Below are 23,203 nucleotides of genomic sequence, written 5' to 3' on the forward strand. Positions count from 1 at the left end.
GGAAGTACGCAGGTCAAGAGGTGTTACCTCTGAGTTATCCGCAGGCGGCCCGCAGCCGCCGTACGCCCTCCACGATCTCGCTCTCCCCCGCGACGGCGGCGAAGCTCAACCGCACGTGGGCCGCGGGTGGTTCGGCGCTGAAGTAGGGGCGGCCGGGGGTGAGGGCGACGCCCGCGCGCAGGGCGGCGGCCGTGAAGGCGCTCTCGTCCGTGCCGTCGGGCAGCCGCAGCCACAGGTGGTAGCCGCCGGACGGGACGTGCGGCAGGGCGACCTCGGGCAGGTGCAGCCGCAGCGCGGTGGTCATGGTGTCGCGGCGGGCCTTCAGCTCGGCGGCGATGGTGCGCAGATGGCGTGGCCAGGCCGGTGAACCGACGAGTTCGAGCGCGGCCTCCTGAAGCGGCCGGGGCACGAAGAACGTGTCCACGACCTGGATGGCGCGCAGCCGCTCCAGCACCGGTCCGCGGGCGGCCAGCGCGCTCACCCGGAAGCTGGGCGAGGTCGCCTTGGTGAGCGAGCCGACGTGCACCACCACGCCGTCGGGGTCGTCGGCGGCCAGCGGCCGCGGCAGCGGTCCGGCGTCCTCGTGCGCCAGCCGCCGGACGAAGTCGTCCTCCACGACGAAGGCACCGGCCTCGCGCGCGATGCGCAGCACCTCGCCGCGGCGCCCGGGGGCGAGGACGGCTCCGGTGGGGTTCTGGAACAGCGGCTGGCAGACGAAGACGCGGGCGCCGGTGGCGCGGAAGGCGTCGGCGAGCAGGCCGGGGCGCACCCCGTCGGGGTCGACCGGGACGGGGACGGGGCGCAGGCCCGCAGAGCGGGCGATGGCGAGCATGCCGGGGTAGGTGGGCGACTCGACGAGCACGGGCGCCCCGGGCGGGGCGAGAGCGCGCAGGGCGGTCGTCAGGGCCGCCTGGCCGCCGGCGCTGACCAGCACGTCGGCGGCGCCGACCGATCCGCCGATGGTCCGCGCGAACCACTCGCGCAGCTCCGGCAGGCCCTCCATGGGCGGCCGCCCCCACGCGCCGGGCCGCCGCCCGGCGCGCGCCAGGGCGGCGGACATCGCGCGCTCCGGCTGGAGCGAGGGGTGCAGATAGCCACCGTTGAACTCGATCACCCCGGGCGGGGGCGCGGCCAGCGACACGGTGACCCCGTCGGCGTCCACGGAGCGCGGTACGAGTTCGGTGGCGTCGGCGCTCAGCGCGACCTCCTGCCAGGAGGTGTCACCGGCGGGCGTGGACGGGGTGCGCGGGCGGGCCCGGAAGGCGCCGGCGCCGGGGCGGGTGACGACCAGGCCCTCGGCGGCCAGCTGGGCCAGGGCGCGCGAGACGGTCACCGGGCTGACCCGGAAGCGCTCGACGAGGGCCCGGCTCGATGGGAGCTTTCCACCTGGAGAGTAGCGGTCCAGCTCCCGCCGCAGCTGATTCGCCAGTTCGCCCACACTGCTACGCTCTTGCATGAAGACACAGAGTAGCGCTATCGCCTCGCCGCCGATAGCGGTCAGCACCCCCCTCCCCCGATGGGGTGGCACCCTCCAGGCCGCGCTCGGGGTCGTCGCGTTCTCCCTCACCTTCCCCGCCACCGCCTGGGGCCTGGAGGGCTTCGGGCCCTGGACGCTGGTCGCCGTGCGCAGTGTGCTGGCCGCGCTGATCGCGGGGGTGTGTCTGCTGGCGCTGCGCGTGCAGCTGCCCGCGCGGGCTCACTGGCCGGGGCTCGCGGTGGTGGCCGCCGGAGTGGTCCTGGGGTTCCCGCAGCTGACCACGCTGGCGTTGCGGACCTCCACCACCGCGCACGCCGCCGTCGTGGTGGGCCTGCTGCCCCTGACGACGGCACTGATGTCCGCGCTGCGCGTCGGTACCCGTCCCTCGCGCACCTTCTGGCTGGCGGCCCTGGCGGGCGCGGGCGCGGTGGTCGCCTTCACGGTGGTGCAGAGCGGAGGCGCGCTCACCACGGCCGACCTGTATCTCTTCGCCGCGCTGCTGGTGTGCGCGGCCGGCTACACCGAGGGCGGACGGCTGGCGCGGATCATGCCGGGCTGGCAGGTCATCGGCTGGGCGCTGGTGCTGTGCGTGCCGCTGACCGTGCCCGCCGCCGCGTGGGCGCTGGCGCACGAGCCCGTCCGGCTCACCGGGCACAGTGTGGCCGGCCTGCTGTGGGTGGCGGCCGGCTCGCAGTTCCTCGGCCTGGTCGTCTGGTACCGGGGCATGGCGGCCATCGGCATTCCCAAGGCCAGTCAGTTGCAGTTGGCGCAGCCCCTGCTCACACTGGTGTGGTCGGTGCTGCTGCTCGGCGAGCACCTGACGGCGGCCGCCCCGCTGACGGCGGCGGCGGTGCTGGTCTGCATCGCGGTCACCCAGCGGGCACGGGGCTGAGAGGCGTACCGGGCCGGGCCCCGCGCCGTGGACTCAAGGCCACGGACCGCTGCTCCCGCACTTGGAGGAGGCCCTACAGATGCGTGCAACCGTGGGCGACCAGCTTGTCCAGCATGGCAGGGTGGTCGGACAGCACGACAAGGTCGGCGAGATCGTCGAAGTCCTCGGCGAGAAGGGCAACCCCCCGTACCGCGTCCGCTTCCAGGACGGGCACGAGGGTGTGTGCTCCCCCGGCCCCGACACCGAGATCCGCCACAAGGAAACCGCCTGAATCAGCGCGGGGGAGTCGCCGGCTCGGTGTAGTGGTCGGCGATGACCCGCGCCATGGCTCCGATCGGGTCGGCGCGCACCTCGCGGGCCGCGAAGAAGACGTGCCCACGCGTCTGCGGGTAGGCGTCGGCGAGGGCCAGATGCCGGGAGAGTTCGGCCGGGTCCTGCCAGGCCGCGGGCTGCGCCGGATCCCCCGCCTTGTACAGGGCCTCGCCGAGGTACAGCCGGGTCCGGCTGCCCCGCGCCACCTCCGCCCACCAGGGCACGAGCCGGGCGTAGTCGGCGACGCCGAGACCGATGTTCCAGTACAGCTGGGGGACGACGTAGTCCAGCCATCCCTCGCTCACCCATTTACGGGTGTCGGCGTGGATGTCGTCGTACGACTGGAGCGAGCGGGTGTCCGAGCCGCGCGGGTCGGTGCTCGCGTTGCGCCACACCCCGAAGGGGCTGATCCCGAACTGCGTGGTGGGCCGGACGGCCTTGATCCGGTCGGCCGTCTCCAGCACCAGCTTGTCGATGTTGGCGCGCCGCCAGGCGGCCCGGCTGGAGTAGCTTCCGCCGTACTGGTCGTAGGCGTCGTCGTCGTCGAAGGTCTGCCCGGCCACCGGATAGGGATAGAAGTAGTCGTCGAAGTGGACGGCGTCGAGCGGGTACCTGCGGACGGCGTCCAGGATCGCGTCCTGCACGAAGGCGCGGACCTCCGGCAGACCGGGGTTGTAGTAGAGCCGCCCGCCGTAGGTCACCACCCACTCGGGATGCCGGCGCGCGGGGTGGGAGGCGACCAGTCTGCTGGGGTCGTCGTGGGTGGCGATCCGGTACGGGTTGAACCAGGCGTGCAGCTCCAGGCCTCGGGCGTGGGCCTCCTCGACGGCCGTGCCCAGCGGGTCCCAGCCGGGGGCCTTGCCCTGGGTGCCGGTGAGCACCTGCGACCACGGCTCGTACGGCGAGGGCCACAGGGCGTCGGCGGTCGGCCGCACCTGGAGGATCACGGTGTTCAGACGCCGCCGGACGGCCAGATCGAGCCAGGAGATCAGCTCGGCGCGCTGCTCGGCGGCGCCGAGTCCGGCACGGGAGGGAAAGTCGCGGTTGGCGACGGTCGCGACCCACATGCCCCGCATCTCCGCCGCCGCGGCACCCCTGCGGCCCGTGGCGGCCGCGGTGACCGGTGCGGCGGTCGCCGAGCCCGTCGTCGTGACCGCCGTCAGCGCCGCCAGCGCGAAGGCCCGCCGGGTCAGTCGCCCCATGGCACACACCCCGATACTCGTCGGATCCGCTCGGTCACGGATCGCGTTCGCGCCCCAGCATGCCCGCACCCCGCTGATCGATCATCGATACTTGCTAGTAACGTGCACGATCGGAGCAGGCGTGCCGCGACCCGGAGGGCCTGCCCCACGAAGCCGGGAATCGACCCAGCGAGAGGAACGATGTGACGGACACCCCTGCGGGAGACATCGCACGCGTCGGAGTGGTGGGCTGCGGCCAGATGGGCGCGGGCATCGCCGAGGTGTGCGCCCGGGCCGGCCTCGACGTCAAGGTCGCCGAGACCACCGGTGAGGCCCTGGAGATCGGCCGGACCCGGCTGTTCAACTCCCTGGCCAAGGCCGCCGAGCGCGGCAAGATCACGGAGGAGGAGCGGGACGCCACGCTGGCGCGGCTGAGCTTCACCACCGACCTCGGCGAGTTCGCCGACCGCGATCTGGTGATCGAGGCCGTCGTCGAGAACGAGCAGGTCAAGACGGAGATCTTCCAGGTCCTGGACCAGGTCGTGACCCGCCCGGACGCGATCCTCGCGTCCAACACCTCCTCCATCCCGCTGGTCAAGCTGGCGGTCGCCACCTCGCGGCCCGACCACGTCATCGGCATCCACTTCTTCAACCCGGCCCCGGTGCAGAAGCTCGTCGAGCTGATCCCGGCGCTGACCACCGCCGAGGACACCATCAGCCGGGCGCAGCTGTTCGCCGAGAAGGTGCTCGGCAAGCACGCCATCCGTGCCCAGGACCGCTCCGGCTTCGTGGTCAACGCGCTGCTCGTGCCGTATCTGCTCTCCGCGATCCGGATGTTCGAGTCGGGCATCGCCGGACGCGAGGACATCGACAACGGCATGGAGATGGGCTGCGCCCACCCGATGGGCCCGCTGCGCCTGTCCGACCTGATCGGTCTGGACACTATCGTCTCGATCGCCAACTCGATGTACGAGGAGTACAAGGAGCCGCTGTACTCCGCTCCCCCGCTGCTCCAGCGCATGGTCGACGCGGGCCGGCTGGGCCGGAAGACCGGCTCGGGCTTCTACACCTACGGCTGACGGTCGCCGCCGCGCGGCCGGCTACGCACAGTGGCTTGAAAGGGCCCGGCGCTCCCCCGAGCGCCGGGCCCTTTGCCTTCACACACCGTGTGAGCGCCGGACCCGCATATGCCCCTCGCACACGCTTCCGCCCGCGCCCACCAGGCGAGTTCACTCTTGATGCCCCATGCAAGGGATGTGCGTCCACCGCGGAAAGGAGCGGAACAGTGACCGCCGATCCGGAGCATCCCGTGGTCCATGAAGAACTCGCAGAGTTACGCCGCCGGCTCGACGTGGCCTACGCCCGCGTCGAGGGAGGTCTCGCCCTGCTGACCCATCGCACCAAGGAGACCGCCAAGGAACTGGACGAGCTGAGCACCCGACTAGTCATCCTCGAACACCGCCGCTGGCCCCTTCCGTCGCTCGCGGCGGTCACCGCTGTCGGGGCCCTGGTCGTCACGGTCTGGCAGGCGCTGGGCCGCTAACCGAGCCTCAGGTGGTGCAGCAGCAGTAACGCGGCCGCCATGTTGGCGGCCGGGACCTCGCCGCGGGCGACCATGTCGGGGACGAGCTTGAGCGGGACCCACTCCCGGCGGTCCGACTCGAAGTCGTCCACGGGATGGCCCACGTACTCGCCCTCGTCCGACCAGTAGATGTGGTGCCGGGCGTCGGTGAGGCCGTTGGACGGCTCCACGCTCAGGAGGTGGTGCAGGGGTCCCGGTCGCCAGCCGGTCTCCTCCTCCAGCTCCCGTGCCGCCGCCACGGCGACGTCCTCGCCGTCCTCGACGACGCCCGCCGCGAGTTCCCACCCCCAGCTGTCGGTGATGAAGCGGTGCCGCCACAGCAGCAGCACCTCGTTGGCCTCGTTGACCACCGTGGCCACGGCGACGGGCCGCAGCCGTATCAGGAAGTGGTCCAGGTGCCGGCCGTCGGGCAGTTCCACATCTGCGAGGTTGACGCTGAACCAGCGGTTTTCATACACAGTTTGTTCGTTCTGTTTCGTCCACTGCACGGTTCTGCCACCTTCCGTCGAGTAAGTGGCAATATCGCAGCAGGGACTATGAGGCCTACAACGGTACGCGCAGCGCTCCGTCGATGAGTTCGGCCGCCTCGGCGGTGCCCGCACAGCCGCTGCGCACCAGGTGTTCGCGCACCGCCCGGAGTCTGTCGCGCAGCCGCTGCGACTCCATGCCCCGGGCCTGCTCGGCCATCTGCACGGCGGTGACCACCGCCTTGTCGGCGTTTCCCTGGCGCAGTTCGATCGTGCTGAGCATGGCGAGGCGGTGCACCCGGCCCCGGTCGTGGGCCGGGGTGTCCACGGCGGCCAGGGCGTGTTCGGCGGCGGCGGTGAGGTCCCCGAGACTGAGCAGCGCCTCCGCCACCTGGACGTTCACCAGGCCGGGCTGGACATAGCCGGTCTCGTCGGGCTCATGCCCCCGCCGGATGCTTTCGGCGGCCGACTCCGCCCGCCGGATGCAGGACAGCGCGCTCGTGCCGTCGCCGAGGTGGGCGTACGCCTTGGCCTGCATCGCGTACAGGTCGGAGGCGAGCGCGGGGGTGATCTGCCGGCCGGCGGTGCGCAGCGCGGCCTCCGCGAAGGCGACGGCCTGCCGGTACTCCCGCATGAACAGCGACTGGTTGACCAGGAGCGCGATGACATACGCCCCGAGTCCCCGGTCCCCGCTGGCCTTTGCCAGCCTGAGCGCCTGATGGAAGTAGCGCTGGGCGAGACCGTGCGCGTCGGAGTCGTAGGCGCAGATGCCGGCGATCGCCACCAACCCGCCGGTGGCCCGGTGGAGTTGGCGGCCGGTGGCGTCGGTGTAGCTGCCGCGCAGCAGCGGGGCCGCCTCGGCGTTGAGGAAGCCGACGATCCGGGCGCGTGTCGCGATGCCGCCGGCCTTGCGGTACAGCTGCTCGTAGTGCGCGCGGGCGGCGCGCAGCATCTCGATGTCGGCGGGGGTGACCCGGTGCCGGCCGCCCCGCGAGACATCGACGTCCTCGGGCGGGTTCTCCCACTCCCACACCGGCATCACGGCGGGCGTCCCGGTGACCGCGGGCGCGCCGAGGAGGTGCGGGCGCTGCTGTTCGTCCGAGCGCCACAGGGCGGTGGCGCGCTCCACGAACCCGGAGAGGGAGGCGCCGTGCGGCGTGGAGGGCTCGCCCGGGACGCCGAGGCCGATGTCGTCGAGGGTGACCGGCCGGTGCAGCCGTCCCGCGAGCACCTCGCAGATCAGGTCGGGCACCTGGCCCCTGGGACGCTGGCCCTTCAACCAGCGGGCCACCGCCGTGTGTTCGTACCGCAGCGAGAGTCCGCGGGCGCGTCCGGCCTGGTTGACGTGGGCGGCGAGGCCCGCGTGCGAGATCCCCGCCTCGTCCAGGATCGCGTCGAGCAGAGTGTTGGGCTGCATGGGTGCCCCCCGGTCCCCGGTGGCTCGGTGCGGACAGCGTAGTGGGGGTGGGTTCACACGGGGTGTGAACGGAGTACGCATATCCGTAGGGTGCGCGCGCTGTTGCGGAGTGTGTCGGGCCGGTTGACTGAAATGCCGGGTCGTCGGCTCCCCCTCGTACAGTGCGGCGGCCCGGCGTCTCCCTCCGGGGGATCAGCCGTTGTGTGTCGGCTGCGGGTGGGTTGTGGCTTGTCGCGCAGTTCCCCGCGCCCCTGGGGGGTTGCGGTTGGCCTGCGTTCGGCCGTTCCGTAGGACCAGGAGGGCGATGTCGTCTTTTGGCCTGCCTGCGATGTGGCGTAGGAGTGCCTGGAAAACCATGCGCGGAATCGACTGGGTCGGATAATTGCGTATCGTCGCCAGAGCCTGCGGCAGGCTGAAGTAGCTGCCCCTCGTGTCCCTCGCGTCCTCCACGCCGTCCGTGTAGAGGACCAGCGATTCGCCCGGCCGGAGCGGGTCGCACTGCAGGGGCAGCAAGGCATCCGGAAGCGGGAAGAGGCCCAGCGGGGGCAGGGGGTCCGCTCGGGCCAGCGGGGTGACCGTCGTGCCGGCGATCCGATACGGCCATGGGTGACCGCAGTTGAGGGCCTGGACCTCGTTGTCCTGGGCGATCTCCAGCAGGAGCACGGTGACGAACTCCTCCGCCGCCGGATGTCCCTCGCGGGCGCGTTGGCGGAGATGCCGGGCCAGCGTGCGGTCGAGGCGGCGCAGCACTCCCCCGAGATCCGCCTCGTCGTGGGCGGCCTCGCGGAAGCCGCCCAGCAGGGCGGCGACGGTGCCGACGGCAGGCAGCCCGTGACCCCGTACATCACCCATCACCACCCGCACGCCGTGCTCGGTGCCGATCACCTCGTACAGGTCGCCGCCCACGGTGGCGCCCCGGTCGGCGGAGAGCTGGGCGGCGGCGATGTCGAGGCCGTCGATGCGCGGGGGCGGTGGCCGCAGCAGCGCGTTCTGCGCGACGCCGGCGACCCGGCGGGCCTGCCGCAGCTCGCGCAGCAGGGCCTGCCGTACGTGCACGATGAGCCCGGTGCCGACGGCGAAGAAGACGGCGCTGCTGACGAGCCGCGCGTCGAAGGAGGTCTGCCGGCCGAGCGGACAGGCCAGCTTGTAGGTGATCGCGACGGCACCCCAGAGCGTCGGCAACCCCAGCGCGAGGGCCCGGCGTAGCGGCCGCCTGATGCGGAACATGTCGATGGCCCCCCATCTAGGCCCTGACACGACAGATCAGACCGGCCCCGAAAGGCCGGTCTGATTCTGTCGAGCCCATGACTCAGAAGGACCATGCCGCCTGAAATCATCACCCAGATGAGTGAAGCGCCCCGAAAGGGGGCGGGATCAGCCGCGCAGTACCGCTCCCGTCCGCTCCCCCGCGAGGGCGACCGCCGCATCCCGAGCAGCCGAAGCCTCGTCCACGGTCAGCGTCCGGTCCCCGGCCCTGAAGCGGAGCGCGTACGCCAGCGACTTCTTGCCCTCACCGAGCTGCTCGTCGTTGACGTAGACGTCGAACAGCCGGATGGCCTCCAGCAGGTCACCCGCGCCTTCGCGCAGCGCCGCCTCGACGTCCGCGTGCGGGACGAAGCGGTCCACGACCAGGGCGACATCCTGCGTGGCGACGGGGAACGTCGAGATGCTCGGCGCCTGCGGCGTGCCGTCGCCGACCTGCTCCAGGACGTCGAGGTTCAGCTCCATCGCGCACGTGCGAGCGGGCAGACCCAGCGCCTTCACGACCCGCGGGTGCAGCTCACCGGCGTGACCGACGACGGTCTCCGCACCGTCCACGACGACCACGAACTCGGCACACCGGCCCGGGTGCCACGGCCCGTACGCGCCCTTGCGGATCACCGGCTCCGCGCCGGTCTCCCGGGCCACCAGGCGCCCCGCCTCGACCGCGTCGGCCCAGCCGGCCGGACGGCCCTCGCCCCACCAGCCGGCCTGCTCACGGGCGCCGGTGAGGACGGCGGCGACATGGCGCGGCTGCTCGGGCAGCGCGGCGTCCAGGTCGGCGATCTCCTCGGCGGTGGGCCGCCGGTCGACGGGGAGCGCGGCGGCGATGCGCTGCTCCTCGCGCGGGTGGAAGACCAGGCCCGTCTCGAACAGGGCCAGGTCGTGCGAGCCCCGTCCGTCGTTGCGCCGCAGCGCGCCGAGCAGCCCGGGCAGCAGCGAGGTCCGCAGGGCGGGCTCCTCGTCGTTGAGCGGGTTGGTCAGCTTCACGACCCGGCGGTTGGGGTCGTCCGCCGCGAGGCCCAGCTGGTCGAAGACCTGCTCGCTGACGAAGGGGTAGTTCGGCGCCTCGACGTACCCGGCGCCGGCCAGTGCGCGGCCGACCCGGCGGTGCAGCCGCTGGCGGTGCGTCAGGCCCCGGCCGGACGGCGGCTTGGGCAGCGTGGAGGGCAGCTCCTCGTAGCCCTCCAGGCGGATGACCTCTTCGGCCAGGTCGTTCGGCTCCAGCAGGTCGGGCCGCCAGGACGGGACCGTGACGATCAGCTCGTCCTGCCCGTACACGTCGCAGCCGATCTCCTGCAGCCGGCGTACGACGGTCTCGCGGCCGTAGCCGACGCCCGCGACCCGGTCCGGGTGGTCGGCCGGAAGGGCGATGGTGTGCGGCGCGGAGGGCGCGACGACCTGGGTGACGCCCGCGTCGGCGGTGCCGCCGGCGAGCAGCACCAGCAGGTCGACGGTGCGCTGGGCGGCCGCGGCGGCCGCGGCCGGGTCGACACCGCGCTCGAAGCGGCGCGACGCCTCGGAGGACAGCTTGTGGCGGCGGGCCGTACGGGCGATCGAGACGGCGTCGAAGTGCGCGGCCTCGATGACGACCTCGGTGGAGGCGTTCTCCACGTCGTCGTGGTCGGCGATCTCGGTGTTGGCGCCGCCCATGACGCCCGCGAGGCCGATGGGGCCGCGCTCGTCGGTGATCACCAGGTCCTCGGCGTCGAGGACGCGCTGGACGCCGTCCAGGGTGGTGAGCTTCTCGCCCTGCTCGGCCCGGCGCACGCCGATGGTGCCCTGGACCAGCGTGCGGTCGTAGGCGTGCAGCGGCTGGCCCAGCTCCATCATCACGTAGTTCGTGACGTCCACGGCGAGGGAGATCGGGCGCATGCCGACCTTCTGCAGCCGGCGCTGGAGCCAGATCGGGGAGCGCGCCTCGGGGCTCAGTCCGGAGACCGTGCGGGCCGTGAAGCGGTCGCAGCCGACCGGGTCGGAGACCTCGACCGGGTAGCCGAAGGCGTTCGGCGCGGGGACGTCGAGCAGGGCCGGGTCGCGCAGCGGCAGGCCGTAGGCGATGGCGGTCTCGCGGGCGACGCCGCGGATGGACAGGCAGTCGCCGCGGTTGGCGGTGACGGCGATGTCCAGGACCTCGTCGACCAGTTCGAGCAGCTCGATGGCGTCCCTGCCGACCTCGGTCTCCGGCGGCAGCACGATGATGCCGTGCGTGCCGTCGTCGCCCATGCCCAGCTCACCGCTGGAGCAGATCATGCCGTGCGAGGTGCGGCCGTAGGTCTTGCGGGCGGCGATCGCGAAGTCGCCGGGCAGGACGGCGCCCGGGAGGACCACGACGACCTTGTCGCCGACGGAGAAGTTGCGGGCGCCGCAGATCAGCTCCTGCGGCTCGCCGGTGCCGTTGGCGGTGCCGACGTCGACGGTGCAGAAGCGGATCGGCTTCTTGAACTCCGTCAGCTCCTCGATCGTCAGCACCTGGCCGACGACCAGCGGGCCCTTGAGGCCGGCGCCGAGCTGCTCGACGGTCTCGACCTCCAGGCCGGTGGCGATGAGCTTGGCCTGGACGTCACGGCCGGTTTCGGTCGCCGGCAGGTCGACGTACTCCCGCAGCCAGGAAAGCGGGACCCGCATCAGATCTCCATCCCGAACGGCCGGGTGAACCGGACGTCACCCTCGACCATGTCTCGCATGTCCTCGACGTTGTGGCGGAACATCAGCATCCGCTCGATGCCGAACCCGAAGGCGAAGCCGCTGTACTTCTCCGGGTCGACGCCGCAGGCGGTGAGCACCCGCGGGTTGACCATGCCGCAGCCGCCGAGCTCGATCCAGCCCTCGGACGAGCAGGTGCGGCAGGGGCGGTCGGGGTTGCCGACGGACTCGCCGCGGCAGACGTAGCACACCATGTCCATCTCGGCGGACGGCTCGGTGAACGGGAAGAAGTTCGGCCGCAGCCGGGTCTTCATGCCCTCGCCGAACAGCGACTGGACCATGTGGTCCAGGGTGCCCTTGAGGTCGGCCATGGTCAGGCCCTCGTCGACGGCGAGCAGCTCGACCTGGTGGAAGACGGGGGTGTGCGTGGCGTCCAGCTCGTCGGTGCGGTACACCCGGCCGGGGCAGATCACGTAGACCGGGAGCTCGCGGTCGAGCAGGGAGCGGATCTGCACGGGCGAGGTGTGGGTGCGCAGCACGACGCCGGACTCGGTGCCGCCCTGCGGGCCCTGCACGAAGAAGGTGTCGTGCTCGCCGCGGGCCGGGTGGTCCGGGCCGATGTTGAGGGCGTCGAAGTTGAACCACTCGGCCTCGACCTGGGGGCCCTCGGCGACCTCGTAGCCCATGGCCACGAAGATGTCCTCGATGCGCTCCGAGAGCGTGGTCAGCGGGTGGCGGGCGCCGGCCGGTACGCGGTCGTACGGCAGCGTGACGTCCACGTCCTCCTCGACGAGCACGCGCGCGTCCCGCTCGGCCTCCAGCTCCGCCTGGCGGGCGGCGAGGCCCTTGTTGACGGCGCCGCGGGCCTGGCCGACCAGCTTTCCGGCGGCCGCCTTGGCGTGCGGGGGCAGGGCGCCGATCTCGCGGTTGGCGAGGGCCAGCGGGGAGGTGCCGCCGGTGTGGGCGACCTTGGCCTCCTGGAGCGCGTCGAGGGAGCTCGCGGCGGCGAAGGCGGCGAGCGCCTCGTCCCGCATGCGCTCGATCTCTTCCGGTTTCAACGCCTCGACCTCGACAGGGTCGTACGACTTATTGGGTGCCGACATCTCTTCCCGTGCTTCCGATTGGCTGGCTGAAGGTCCCCGTCACCGACTGCTGAGGGCCGTCCCTGGGACACAAAGGTGCCAAAGGCCGAGTCTAACGGGGTGAGGGTGTACGAATGCGCCCGTGGGCCACTAGGCGAGATACGCCGGGGCTGCCACGGGCAAGGTAAATCGGAACTCCGCGCCGCCCTGGGCGGCGCGGCCGACCGTGATGGTGCCGCCGTGGGCCTCGACGATGCCCTTGACGATGTACAGCCCGAGGCCGGTGCCGCCGCGCTTGCTGCCCCGCCAGAAGCGGGTGAAGACGCGGTTCATGGACTCCTCCGGGATGCCGGCGCCCTCGTCGCTCACGGTGACCGACGTGCCGGTGTCCTCTCCTTCGCGCGGGGACGCGGCGGGCGTGATCTCAATGGTGACGGTTCCCTCGCCGTGCCGCACGGCATTTTCGATGAGGTTGCTGAGCACCTGGTCGATCTTGTCGGGGTCGGCCCAGAGGGCGGGCAGCGGCTGTTCGACGCGGACCAGGAACCGGTCGGCGGGCAGCCCGGAGGCGACATAGGCGTGGATGTGCCGTCCGACGGCGGCGGCCATGTCGACGGGCTGGCGCCGGACCTCCAGCCGCCCGGAGTCGATACGGGAGATGTCGAGGAGCTCGGCGATGAGGCGGGTGACGCGGTCGGCGTCGGCGTCGACGGTCTCCAGCATCAGCCGCTTCTGGTCGTCGGTGAACCGCACCCATTTGGCGAGGAGGGTGGCGGTGAAGCCCTTGACGGAGGTGAGCGGGGAGCGCAGCTCGTGGGCCACGGTGGCTATCAGCTCGGCGTGGGAGCGCTCGGTGCGGCGGCGGGCCTCGGTGTCGCGCAGGGTCACCACGACGCGCCGGACCGGCCCGGTGGGTTCGTCCCGGACGTACCGGGCGGAGACGAGCACCTCGCGGCCGCCGGGCAGCAGCAGGTTGCGCTCCGGCTGCCGGACGCGGATGGCCAGGCCGCCGTAGGGATCGGTGAGCTGCCACCAGCGCCGGCCCTCCAGATCCTCTAACGGCAGGGCCTTCTCCAGGCGCTGTCCGAGGGCCTCGGCGGCGGGGAGGGCGGTGATGCGCTCGGCGGCGGCGTTGAAGCAGACGACCCGGCCGTGCTCGTCGGCGACGACGAGTCCGTCGGGCAGCTCGTCGGGGTCGATGCCGTGCGCGGTGAGGTCACCGGGCGGTCGCGCCGCCGGCGGGCGCCGCACGTCCCGGGCTCCCGGTGTGCCGCTGGTGCCCACACTCATCCTCGTACCCCACCTCTCAGCCGAGGATCCCCGAGCTGGTCACCCTACTAGCTCTCGGTGACGATCCGGCACCCCGCGAAGGCGCCCCGAGCCGGGAAACAGCTAGCCCGCGGAGGCCGTGCGGCAGCCGCCGGTGGCGCGTTGGGCGCGGGCCGAGGCGTAGAGACATACGGCGGCGGCGGTGGCCAGGTTCAGGCTCTCGGCCTTTCCGTGGATCGGCACGCGCACGACGGCGTCGGCGAGGGCGCGGGTCTCCTCCGGGAGCCCCCAGGCCTCGTTGCCGAACACCCAGGCCGTGGGCCCGCCCATGCCGCCCTTGTCGAGCTCGTCGTCGAGGTCGCGGTCCCCGGCTCCGTCGGCGGCGAGGATGCGCACCCCGGCGTCCTTGAGCCCCTGGACGGCCTGCTCGACGGGGACCCCGACGGCGACGGGCAGGTGGAAGAGCGAGCCGACGGAGGCGCGGACGGCCTTGGGGTTGTAGAGGTCGACGGAGGCGTCGGTCAGGACGACGGCCTCGGCACCGGCGGCGTCCGCGCACCGCAGGACGGTCCCGGCGTTCCCCGGGTCGCGCACATGGGCGAGGACGGCGACGAGCTTCGGGCGGCTCGTGAGGATGTCCTCGAAGGGGGTGTCGAGGAAGCGGCAGACCCCGACGAGTCCCTGGGGGGTGACGGTGGTGGAGATGTCCTCGATGACCTGCTCGGAGGCCAGATGCACCCGGGCGCCGACGCGGCGGGCCTCGCCGATGATGTCGGCGTACCGCTCCGCGGCGTCGAGGGTGGCGAACAGTTCGACGAGGGTGTCCCCGTACGCCGCCGCCTCCCGTACGGCCTGCGGGCCCTCGGCCAGGAACAGCCGCTCCTTGCCCCGGAAGTTCCGCCGGGCGAGCCGCCGGGCGGCGGAGACGCGCGGGGATCGGGGGGAGATCAGCTCGGGGCTGGCGGAGGACATGCGCTCTTCACTTTCGGTCGCTACCACTCAAGACGACGGACCCGCAGGCAGCAGCCCGCGGGTCCGTCAACAACGTCGGCTTCAAGCCAGTGCCGGTGTCACGCAGCCTTCGGCGCGTTGACGTCCGCCGGCAGCGCCTTCTGCGCGGCCTCGACCAGCGCGGCGAACGCGGTGGCGTCGTTCACGGCCAGCTCGGCCAGGATCTTGCGGTCGACCTCGATGTTCGCGGCCTTCAGACCCTGGATGAAGCGGTTGTACGTGATGCCGTTGGCGCGGGCAGCGGCGTTGATGCGCTGGATCCACAGCTGGCGGAAGTCACCCTTGCGCTTCTTGCGGTCGTTGTAGTTGTAGACCAGCGAGTGGGTGACCTGCTCCTTGGCCTTGCGGTACAGGCGCGAACGCTGACCGCGGTAGCCGGAGGCCTGCTCGAGGATCGCCCGGCGCTTCTTGTGGGCGTTGACTGCCCGCTTGACGCGTGCCACTTTTTAACTCCTTGTAGCGGGGCCGTGGTTGGACTCACACGGCCCGGAAACGATTGGGTCCCGGTCAGAGATCAGGCGCGAAACGTGGGTTCGCGCCCGATGTCACTTGCCGAGAAGCTTCTTGATCTTCGCGGCGTCGCCCGGGGCCATCTCGGCGTTGCCGGTGAGGCGACGCGTCACGCGGGACGACTTGTGCTCGAGCAGGTGGCGCTTGCCGGCGCGCTCACGGAGCACCTTGCCGGAGCCGGTGACCTTGAAGCGCTTGCTGGCACCGCTGTGCGACTTGTTCTTCGGCATAGCGCCGTTCTCTCCTCTGGGTGGCGCTCCGATGCCCGGTCGTGAAACCGGGCACGGTGGAGCGTCGCTCTTGTATCGGATACGTCCTGGGGACTTACGTCCCTGGGATCACGCCTCGGCCGGAGCCTCGGTCTGTGCCTCGGCGGTCTCAGGAGCCTCGTCGACCTGAGTCTCCGCGGCGTTCTGCGACTTGCCGGGGTTGGCCTTCGCGTCGGCCTTGCGGGCTTCCTGCGCCTGGCGAGCCTCGGCCATGGCCTCGGTCTTCTTCTTGTGCGGACCGAGAACCATGATCATGTTGCGGCCGTCCTGCTTCGGGTTCGACTCGACGAACCCGAGGTCCTGGACGTCCTCCGCGAGACGCTGCAGCAGTCGGTAGCCCAGCTCGGGGCGGGACTGCTCACGGCCACGGAACATGATCGTGATCTTGACCTTGTCGCCCTGCTTGAGGAACCGGACGACGTGACCCTTCTTGGTGTCGTAGTCGTGCGGGTCGATCTTCGGCCGGAGCTTCATCTCCTTGATGACCGTGTGCGCCTGGTTCTTGCGCGCCTCACGGGCCTTCATGGCCGACTCGTACTTGAACTTCCCGTAGTCCATGAGCTTGCAGACCGGCGGGCGGGCGTTCGCCGCGACCTCGACCAGGTCCAGGTCGTACTCCTGCGCAAGCTCCAGTGCCTTGGCCAGGGGGACGATGCCCACCTGCTCGCCACTGGGACCGACAAGTCGCACCTCGGGAACGCGAATCCGGTCGTTGATGCGGGGCTCGGCGCTGATGGATCCTCCTCGGTAGCACCACGCGACCCTCTGGCTTGAGCGCCGCGTAACGTCTGTGTTCGTTAGACCTAACCGCGCCGAAGCACAAAAAATGCCCCGGACGATCACAGGCGGGGCTCCGAAAACACTACCGGAGCACCACCGCGATGATCGCGGGGCGCACATTCGGGCGGCTCCATCGTCCGTACGGAACGATGGTGGCCGCCTGACCGGGGTGACCCGCCGCCCCGGAGGGCGGTCAGGTGGGAGATCGGAGCCTCCACTTGTTGGCCGAGCACACGCAGGGCGTGTCCGGCCGGTCGTCACACAAGGTTAGCAGTTCGGCCGGGCAACGGCGAACCGAGGCCGACTGGGGCCCCGGCTCGCCCGGCACCTATGGTGTGCAGCATGAGTGAGACCTCCCCCTCCGGCCCCGCCGAGACCCCCGGCAACCCCGACTTCGACGAGATGACCCGCGACATCGCCGAGGTCCCCGCGGTCGAGGTGATCGTGACGGTCGCCGTCAATCTGATGAGCGCCGCCGCCGTGAAGCTCGGGCTGACCGAAGAGGGCGACACGTACAAGGACCTGGACGAGGCCCGCAAGCTGGTGACCGCGCTCGCCGGTCTGCTGGACGCGTCCGCGACCGAGATCAGCTCCTTCCACGCGGCGCCGCTGCGCGACGGCCTGAAGTCGCTGCAGCTGGCGTTCCGCGAGGCGTCGCTCGTCCCCGACGAGCCGGGTCAGGGCCCGGGCGAGAAGTACACCGGGCCGGTCTACGGCTGACCTACTTCACATAGAGGGGCTCGCCCGGAGGCGTCGTCCCGGCCGGCAGCAGTGCCAGGTCGAGGCCGCGCACCAGGCGGGCCCTCAGTGTCTCGTCGGCGGCCAGGCGCTCGGCGACCGCCCGGGCGGCCTCGGCGGGGGCGGCGGCCGGGTCGAGGACGAGGGCGAGGGTGCCGTCGGCCTGTCCGGGGCCCAGGTGGGCGCGGACCACGGCGGGCTCGGCGGCCACCGCGGCCCGTACGGCCTCGACGACGGCCGGGTCGGCCAGCGGATCGGTCGTCGTACGGCCCTCCGCGAGCGCCAGCAGTGCCGGCCCGGTCAGCTCGAACGGCACCGGTCCCGCCATGTCGAGCAGCAGCGTGTCCGCCTTCTCGTGCGCGGCGGCCTGGAGCGCCTGGTGCAGGGGTACGGCGACGGGGCGGGCCTGCGGGTCCCACAGGGCCAGCGCGTCGGTGGACGTGAAGGCGGGCAGGGCGGTGCGGTGCCCGGCCTTCAGCGTCGGTACGGCCATGTCGCTGGTCTTCTCGCGGCGCAGCCCGTTCTCGTCCTCCTCGACCTCGCCGAGCACGGCGACGACGGGGACGAGCAGCCGGGCGCCCTTGAGCGCCTCCAGGACGGGGCCCACGGCCGTACGGTCCTCGGCCCAGGCGGCGAGGGCGGCGCTCAGCCGGGGATCGGCGGAGCCGTCGTCGTCGGAGTAGCCGGGGTCGGGAATGTTCATCTTCGCCACGGTCACCGACCCTATCGGGGGGATCCTGCTGGGCTTGTGCGGGGCCGGAAACACGGCGGTGACGCTCTCACGGATTTCTCAGCCCCTGCTGACGAGGATCTAACGTCCGGATAACGGCCGGCACAGCGACCGGCTCCACCATCGCGGGCATGGAGTCCCCCAGAGCACGCCGCGGCCGCCGTGCCCGCCCCTCCCGTCGCCGGCCCCTGCTCGCCTCGGCCCTCGTCGTCGTCGCCGTGGCCGGGGCCGGCGCGGCCGGCACGGTCTATGTGAAGGCGCGGGCGCACTCCGGCACCGGCGCCGTATCGTCGCTGACGCCGTCGGCCGCGACGGCATCGGACGGGGAGGCGACGGTGGCGGTGGAGGACCAGGCCGAGGCGCTGGAGCCACGGGCCGACTACGACGGTCTGCTGGCGACGGCGATGAAGGCGGTGACCGTGCCCGACGGCGCGGCGGTGTCCGTGGCCGTGCTCGACACGAGCAGCGGGGAGAGCGCGCGGTACGGCGAGGGCGCCTTCGACACGGCGAGCATCGTGAAGGTCGACATCCTCGCGACGCTGCTGCTCCAGGCGCAGGAGGAGGGGCGGCGGCTGACCGCCCAGGAGAAGACGTACGCCACCGCGATGATCCAGGACAGCGACAACGACTCGGCGACGGCGCTGTGGAACGCCATCGGGCGGGCGCGGGGGCTGGACGCGGCGAACGAGCGGTTCGGGCTGACCGGGACGACCGGGGGCGACGGGGCGCTGTGGGGGCTGACCCAGACCACCGCCGCCGATCAACTCGCCCTGCTCCATCAGGTGTTCGGGGACGAGTCGGAGCTGAGCAGGGCCTCGCGGGAGTATGTGCGGGGCCTGATGGGGCAGATAGCCGTGGGCCAGCGGTGGGGGGTCTCGGCCGCGGCGGACGGTTCCGGCTGGGCGTTGAAGAACGGGTGGCTGCCGCGCAGTACGACCGGGCTGTGGGACGTCAACAGCATCGGCCGCGTCACGGTGGACGGCGTCGACTATCTGGTGGCCGTGCTGTCGAAGGGGACGACGACGCAGGAGCAGGGCATCGCGCTGATCGAGGCGACGGCCCGGGCCGCGGTGCGGAGCGTCGCGTCGGCGTCGTAGGAGCGATGGGCCGGCGGTTCCCCCGGCCCCTTCGGGGACCTGACCGTCAGGGTGTTTCCCTGCGGCCACGCCACAGGACCACCGCCGCGACCAGCAGGACTCCGCCCGTGCCGCCGGCGAGGGGGCCCGCCCAGTCCGACGCCGTCGAGTCGGACGCGGTGGTGTCGGGGCCGCTGCCGAAGTACTTGTCGGCGTAGTCCTTGGACGTGAGGCCCTCCGGCCGGAGGGCCTTGGCGGCCTTGATCGCCGCCGCCGGGTCGACGAATCCGTAGCCGCGGGAGTCGTCGCGGCCGCCGGTGGGGGCGTCCCGGGCGGTGTCCTCCAGGAGCTTCTTGATCTGGGCCGGCGTCAGACCGGGGTGGGCGGCCTTGACCAGGGCCACGGCACCGGAGACGAACGCGGAGGCCGCCGAGGTGCCCCAGCCCTGGTAGTACTTGTGGTCCGGGTCGGCGATGACGACGTCGACGCCGGGGGCGCTGACGGTCGCGTACCAGCGGCGGGTGGAGAAGGACGCGCGGGTGCCGTAGCGGTCGACGGCCGTCACGGCGATCACGCCCGGGTAGGCGGCCGGGTAGGAGATGTGGTCGCCCTTGTCGCCGCCGTTGCCGGCCGAGGCGACGACGACGGCACCTTTCTTCAGCGCGTACTGGACGGCCTCGTCCTCGGCGGGTTCCGGATGCGCGGAGGCGGAGTCGTCGCCGAGGGAGAGATTGATGACGTCGGCGCCCTGGTCGGCGGCCCAGCGGATGCCCTCGGCGAGGGCGTTGCCCCGGGTCTCGCGGGCGCGGGCCCGGGCCGGGTCGCCGTCCTCCAGGATCACGCGGACGGGCAGGATCTTCGCCTCGGGGGCGACGCCCAGTACGCCGTCGCCGTTGCCGTAGCCGTGTCCGTGGCCGGCGATGATCCCGGCCATCGCGGTGCCGTGCCGGGCCCAGGCGCGGTCGCCCTCCACGGCGCCGAAGCCGACCAGGTCCTTGCCGGCCAGAACGTTTCCGTCGAGGTCGGGGTGGTCGGCCTCGACACCGGTGTCCAGCAGGGCGACCGTGATGCCCTTGCCCTTGGTGGTACGCCACGCCTCGGAGGTGTGCATGGCCTCCAGGCCCCACTGCTGGGCGCGGATGGCGTCGGCGTGCGCGACGGTCGGCGGTACGAGGGCGAGGGCGGCGGCCACCAGACAGCTGAGGGTCGCGGCGCGGCACGTCGTACGGCGGCGACTCATGAGGGCTGCTCCGAGGGGGCGGCGGCGGTCCTGCGCAGGCCGCGCTCGATGCGGTCGGCGAGGCCCTGCGCCTCATTGCCGAGGCCGGACTGGGCGGGGGCCGTGGTGGCGCCGGTCGCGGTGGCCTCGATGGCGGGCTGCGGGGTGTCGACGGCGCGGCCGTCGGCCCAGCCGGAGACCGCGTAGACGACCACGGGGGCGTCGGTGAGGACGGAGACGGTCCAGGAGGCGCGCTGGGCGTCGCCGAAGGCCGCGGCGACCGTGCCCTTGACGGCGTACGGGTGCGGCAGCAGGTCGGTGCGGCGGGTCAGGCCCTCTTTGTCGAAGCGGGTGTCCAGGGCCTTCATGGCCGTCGCGTCGGCGGTGGTGAACAGCAGGCCGACGGTGGTGACATAGCTCTGGGTGGCGTCGGTGTAGGTGGCACGCAGGAGGCGTTCGCAGCCGACCGGGGCGAGGACCTGGGCCAGGAGCGGGTCGAAGGCGCCCGCGCAGGTGCTGTCCGGGGCGACGGCGATCCGCGTCCAGGTGCGGTCGGCGCCGCCGGGTCCGGCGCCCTGTCCGACGACGGTCGGCGGGAAGAGCTGATCCACGGGGACGCTGTGCCAGAGGGTGCCGGCGGTGGCGTACGCGCCACTCGCACCGCCGTCCGAGGAGTCACCGGCGAGCCAGCTCCCGGTTATCGCCCCGCCGATGAGGCCGAGCCCGAGAACGACGCAGACAGCGACGGCCGCGAGGCGCCCACGCGCCCTGCCGCCCCACGACACGCCCCCGGGCACCTCGGGCTCCGCAAAGGTCACAAAGGGCCGAGCGCCGGGAACCCCGCCCGGCGCCATGGGGGCGGACCAGGAGAGGGAGGGGTCGGGGGTGAGGCGGGGGGTGGGGGTGGTGGCGGTGGCGGGGGGTGCGGCGGGAGCGGTGGTACGGGGGGCGGACGGGTCGAGGGGGCTGCGGGGAGCCCCGGGGGCGCTGGTCGGCGCGGGCGCGGGTGCCTGCGCAGGCGCCGACACGGACGCACGGCTGGGACCGGTCGCGGCGACGGAGGGCCGGGACGGCGCGTCGGGGCTGACCGCGCGGCGAGCGTCGGGGCCGGCCATGGGACGGGTGTCCGGGGTGGTCTCACGAGGAGACGATGGACGGTCACCGGGGCCCCGGCCGGCGCCGGAAGCGGTGTGACGCTCGCTCGGTCCCGCGAGGCCCCCGCGAGCCCTGTCCCGGGCGTCGCGGGACCCCTGGTCCTGGTTCGGCAAGAGGAAGCCGCTGCGGGAGAAGGGCGTCCAGGCGGCGCCGGAAGCGGGCGGCCGGGCGCGGTCGGAGGCGGCCGTGCCGGAACGATCCGCCGTGGGGTCGGCGGAGGGGCGTCCGGTCGGCGGGGGGCTGTCGGGGAAACGCGCGGAGGCCGGCGGCGGAACGGTGTCCGGGCGCGGGGAAGGGAACGGCTCACGGGAGGCCGACGGACGGGACGAGGACGGCCGCACGTCCGACGCACCCGCACCGGAAGCCGCACCACGCACCGGCTCCACAGGCCGCGGGCCCGTGGCGGAGCGCGCGTCGCGGGCGCCGTCGGCCGGACGGTCGGGGGTCGCGGCGGTCGCGCGGTCGGGGGTCGCGGCGGGCGGGCGTTCCGTCGGTGCGGCCGGCGGGGTTCCCTCGTGGGGCTCGGTCGGAGGTGCCGTCGTCGGGCGGGGCGGGGTCGTGGGGCGGGGTGGGACGGTGGGCTGTGGGGGTGTCTGGGGGCGCGGGGGGATCGAGGCGCGGCGTGCTTCCGTGCTCATGCACCCCCCGTTTCCTCGTACCCGGGCCGTGTCCGTAGTACGTACTGCCCGGCCCTCGTGTCTCATGCCCAGGTGCCCCGGTGCGGACGCGGCGGTCCACCCTGGCACGCATACCCGCACGTGCGGACCGGCATCCCGGCGCGGTCGTCCGGCCGGAGCGGTCCTCCGTGCGTGCGCGTCACTCTACGGCTTGTTCCTGGCCGAACGGGAACCCAGTCCGCGCCACCGGGGCATCTGCCCGGATCGTCCCCCTACCCTGCGGTAATCCGTTCTGGCAGGCTGCGTTCATGACTGCGCGCGCCGCCGACCGGGCCCGTTACGACCGGGCCACCGCCCATCTCGACGCCCCTCTCGCGATCGTGGATCTGGACGCCTTCGACGCCAACGCGGACGATCTCGTCCGGCGGGCGGGCGGCAAGCCGATCCGGGTCGCCAGCAAGTCCGTGCGCTGCCGGACGCTGCTGGAACGCGTCCTCGCGAAGGACGGCTTCGCGGGCATCATGTCGTTCACCCTCGCCGAGTCCCTGTGGCTGGCCCGGTCCGGGTTCGACGACATCCTGCTGGCCTACCCGTCCGCGGACCGCTCCGGTTTCGCCGAGCTGGCCGGCGACCCCAAGCTGGCCTCCGCCGTCACCGTGATGGTCGACGACGTCGCCCAGCTCGATCTGATCGACGCCTCGCGCGGCGGTGGACGCGAAGTGGTCCGGGTCTGCCTGGAGTTGGACACCGCGCTCAAGCTGTTCGGCGGCCGAGTACGGGTCGGCGCCCGCCGCTCGCCGCTCCACTCCCCCACCCAAGTAGCCGACATGGCCCGTGCGGTGACGCGCCGTCAGGGTTTCAAGCTGGTCGGGATCATGGCGTACGAGGGCCATATCGCGGGCGTCGGCGACTCGCTCGCCGGGCGGCCCTTCCGCTCCCGCGCGATCCGCCTGATGCAGGCGACCGCCCGCCGGGAACTCGCCGAGCGGCGCGGCGCGGTGGTGCGCGCGGTGCGGTCGGTCGTGCCGGATCTGGAGTACGTCAACGGCGGCGGCACCGGCAGTGTGGAGAGCACGGCCGCCGAGGACGCGGTCACCGAGATCGCGGCCGGCTCCGGGCTCTACGTCCCGCGCCTGTTCGACAACTACACGTCGTTCACGGGGCGCCCGGCGGCGCTCTTCGCGCAGCCCGTCGTCCGGCGGCCCGGCGTCGGTGTGGTGACCGTGCTGGGCGGCGGATACCCCGCCTCCGGTGCGGCCGGACCGGACCGGCTGCCGGTGCCGTATCTGCCCGAGGGGCTGCGCTACGACCCGCAGGAGGGGCCCGGCGAGGTGCAGACCCCGTTGCTCGGCTCGCCCGCCGACGATCTGCTGATCGGCGACAAGGTGTGGTTCCGGCACGCCAAGGCGGGCGAGCTGTGCGAGCGGTTCGAGAAACTGCACCTCGTCGAGGGGGACACGGTCACGGCGACCGTGCCCACCTATCGCGGCGAGGGCCACACGTTCCTGTAGGG

The 23,203-nt window shown here is 72.6% G+C and carries 22 protein-coding genes; 7 read left to right on the top strand and 15 right to left on the bottom strand.

The features are described 5' to 3' along the window. Nucleotides 1–34: 34 nt before the first annotated feature. Nucleotides 35–1,456: an aminotransferase-like domain-containing protein gene (locus ACZ5NW_RS26320; RefSeq protein WP_468746384.1), complete on the bottom strand. Its 1,422-nt coding sequence runs from the start codon at nucleotides 1,454–1,456 to the stop codon at nucleotides 35–37. Here ACZ5NW_RS26320 and ACZ5NW_RS26325 point away from each other — a divergent pair. Continuing rightward, nucleotides 1,455–2,369: a DMT family transporter gene (locus ACZ5NW_RS26325; protein WP_468746385.1), complete on the top strand. Its 915-nt coding sequence runs from the start codon at nucleotides 1,455–1,457 to the stop codon at nucleotides 2,367–2,369. The two genes, ACZ5NW_RS26320 and ACZ5NW_RS26325, sit on opposite strands and share 2 nt — an antisense overlap. Nucleotides 2,370–2,448: 79 nt before the next feature. After that, on the top strand, nucleotides 2,449–2,640 hold the full coding sequence (locus tag ACZ5NW_RS26330; RefSeq protein WP_468746386.1) for a DUF1918 domain-containing protein: 192 nt from the start codon (nucleotides 2,449–2,451) through the stop codon (nucleotides 2,638–2,640). Nucleotide 2,641: 1 nt separating this feature from the next. Here the strand turns inward: ACZ5NW_RS26330 and ACZ5NW_RS26335 are convergent, their stop codons facing one another. Beyond that, nucleotides 2,642–3,883 (bottom strand): glycoside hydrolase family 10-like protein, encoded by a 1,242-nt coding sequence (locus tag ACZ5NW_RS26335; RefSeq protein WP_468746387.1) that lies wholly within the window; start codon nucleotides 3,881–3,883, stop codon nucleotides 2,642–2,644. 182 nt (nucleotides 3,884–4,065) lie between these two features. Here ACZ5NW_RS26335 and ACZ5NW_RS26340 point away from each other — a divergent pair, with 182 nt between their 5' ends. Together ACZ5NW_RS26340 and ACZ5NW_RS26345 are read left to right on the top strand one after the other, a co-directional pair. Next, nucleotides 4,066–4,941 carry a 3-hydroxybutyryl-CoA dehydrogenase gene (locus tag ACZ5NW_RS26340; protein ID WP_468746388.1) on the top strand — a complete coding sequence of 292 codons (876 nt, stop codon included), beginning with the start codon at nucleotides 4,066–4,068 and terminating at the stop codon, nucleotides 4,939–4,941. Nucleotides 4,942–5,147: 206 nt separating this feature from the next. Beyond that, entirely contained in the window at nucleotides 5,148–5,405 is a 258-nt protein-coding gene (locus ACZ5NW_RS26345; RefSeq protein ID WP_468746389.1) for a hypothetical protein, read from the top strand. Here the strand turns inward: ACZ5NW_RS26345 and ACZ5NW_RS26350 are convergent. The 10 genes from ACZ5NW_RS26350 to infC all read right to left on the bottom strand — a co-directional run bounded on the left by ACZ5NW_RS26350 (nucleotide 5,402) and on the right by infC (nucleotide 16,110). Further along, nucleotides 5,402–5,932, bottom strand: coding sequence for an NUDIX hydrolase (locus tag ACZ5NW_RS26350; protein ID WP_468746390.1), 531 nt, complete (start codon nucleotides 5,930–5,932; stop codon nucleotides 5,402–5,404). The two genes, ACZ5NW_RS26345 and ACZ5NW_RS26350, sit on opposite strands and share 4 nt — an antisense overlap. Nucleotides 5,933–5,987: 55 nt before the next feature. After that, complete coding sequence (locus ACZ5NW_RS26355; protein WP_468746391.1) at nucleotides 5,988–7,328, bottom strand: transcriptional regulator; 1,341 nt, start codon at nucleotides 7,326–7,328, stop codon at nucleotides 5,988–5,990. A gap of 192 nt (nucleotides 7,329–7,520) precedes the next feature. Further along, nucleotides 7,521–8,555 carry a PP2C family protein-serine/threonine phosphatase gene (locus tag ACZ5NW_RS26360; RefSeq protein ID WP_468746392.1) on the bottom strand — a complete coding sequence of 345 codons (1,035 nt, stop codon included), beginning with the start codon at nucleotides 8,553–8,555 and terminating at the stop codon, nucleotides 7,521–7,523. 147 nt (nucleotides 8,556–8,702) lie between these two features. Continuing rightward, nucleotides 8,703–11,216, bottom strand: a complete 2,514-nt coding sequence (pheT, locus tag ACZ5NW_RS26365) for a phenylalanine--tRNA ligase subunit beta (protein ID WP_468746393.1) — start codon at nucleotides 11,214–11,216, stop codon at nucleotides 8,703–8,705. Next, entirely contained in the window at nucleotides 11,216–12,337 is a 1,122-nt protein-coding gene (pheS, locus tag ACZ5NW_RS26370) for a phenylalanine--tRNA ligase subunit alpha (RefSeq protein WP_468746394.1), read from the bottom strand. The genes pheT and pheS overlap by 1 nt, the downstream gene beginning before the upstream one ends. A gap of 129 nt (nucleotides 12,338–12,466) precedes the next feature. Further along, nucleotides 12,467–13,606, bottom strand: a complete 1,140-nt coding sequence (locus ACZ5NW_RS26375; protein ID WP_468746395.1) for a sensor histidine kinase — start codon at nucleotides 13,604–13,606, stop codon at nucleotides 12,467–12,469. A gap of 102 nt (nucleotides 13,607–13,708) precedes the next feature. Continuing rightward, nucleotides 13,709–14,557, bottom strand: coding sequence for a TrmH family RNA methyltransferase (locus tag ACZ5NW_RS26380; protein ID WP_468746396.1), 849 nt, complete (start codon nucleotides 14,555–14,557; stop codon nucleotides 13,709–13,711). Nucleotides 14,558–14,655: 98 nt separating this feature from the next. Then, nucleotides 14,656–15,039, bottom strand: a complete 384-nt coding sequence (gene rplT, locus ACZ5NW_RS26385) for a 50S ribosomal protein L20 (RefSeq protein ID WP_196463978.1) — start codon at nucleotides 15,037–15,039, stop codon at nucleotides 14,656–14,658. 102 nt (nucleotides 15,040–15,141) lie between these two features. Next, nucleotides 15,142–15,336, bottom strand: coding sequence for a 50S ribosomal protein L35 (gene rpmI / locus ACZ5NW_RS26390; protein ID WP_004933563.1), 195 nt, complete (start codon nucleotides 15,334–15,336; stop codon nucleotides 15,142–15,144). Between the two features lie 108 nt (nucleotides 15,337–15,444). After that, nucleotides 15,445–16,110, bottom strand: a complete 666-nt coding sequence (gene infC, locus ACZ5NW_RS26395; protein ID WP_468746602.1) for a translation initiation factor IF-3 — start codon at nucleotides 16,108–16,110, stop codon at nucleotides 15,445–15,447. Nucleotides 16,111–16,497: 387 nt separating this feature from the next. Here infC and ACZ5NW_RS26400 point away from each other — a divergent pair, with 387 nt between their 5' ends. After that, nucleotides 16,498–16,875, top strand: coding sequence for a DUF1844 domain-containing protein (locus ACZ5NW_RS26400; protein WP_468746397.1), 378 nt, complete (start codon nucleotides 16,498–16,500; stop codon nucleotides 16,873–16,875). Between the two features lies 1 nt (nucleotide 16,876). On the opposite strand, the gene ACZ5NW_RS26405 is transcribed toward ACZ5NW_RS26400, so the two are convergent. Next, complete coding sequence (locus ACZ5NW_RS26405; protein ID WP_468746398.1) at nucleotides 16,877–17,605, bottom strand: SseB family protein; 729 nt, start codon at nucleotides 17,603–17,605, stop codon at nucleotides 16,877–16,879. A 149-nt stretch (nucleotides 17,606–17,754) separates the two neighbouring features. Between ACZ5NW_RS26405 and ACZ5NW_RS26410 the strand changes: the two genes are divergently transcribed. Further along, a complete protein-coding gene (locus tag ACZ5NW_RS26410; RefSeq protein WP_468746399.1) occupies nucleotides 17,755–18,720 on the top strand; it encodes a serine hydrolase in 966 nt (321 codons plus the stop codon). 46 nt (nucleotides 18,721–18,766) lie between these two features. Here ACZ5NW_RS26410 and mycP read toward each other — a convergent pair whose 3' ends face one another. Further along, the gene (gene mycP, locus ACZ5NW_RS26415) at nucleotides 18,767–19,939 is read right to left on the bottom strand and encodes a type VII secretion-associated serine protease mycosin (protein WP_468746400.1); all 1,173 of its coding nucleotides are present in this window, start codon (nucleotides 19,937–19,939) and stop codon (nucleotides 18,767–18,769) included. Beyond that, nucleotides 19,936–21,033: a hypothetical protein gene (locus ACZ5NW_RS26420; protein WP_468746401.1), complete on the bottom strand. Its 1,098-nt coding sequence runs from the start codon at nucleotides 21,031–21,033 to the stop codon at nucleotides 19,936–19,938. Before ACZ5NW_RS26420 ends, mycP begins: the two co-directional genes overlap by 4 nt. 965 nt (nucleotides 21,034–21,998) lie before the next feature. Here ACZ5NW_RS26420 and ACZ5NW_RS26425 point away from each other — a divergent pair. Further along, a complete protein-coding gene (locus tag ACZ5NW_RS26425) occupies nucleotides 21,999–23,201 on the top strand; it encodes an amino acid deaminase/aldolase (protein WP_468746402.1) in 1,203 nt (400 codons plus the stop codon). Nucleotides 23,202–23,203: the final 2 nt, after the last annotated feature.

The organism is Streptomyces sp. NPDC032126 (assembly GCF_055580085.1).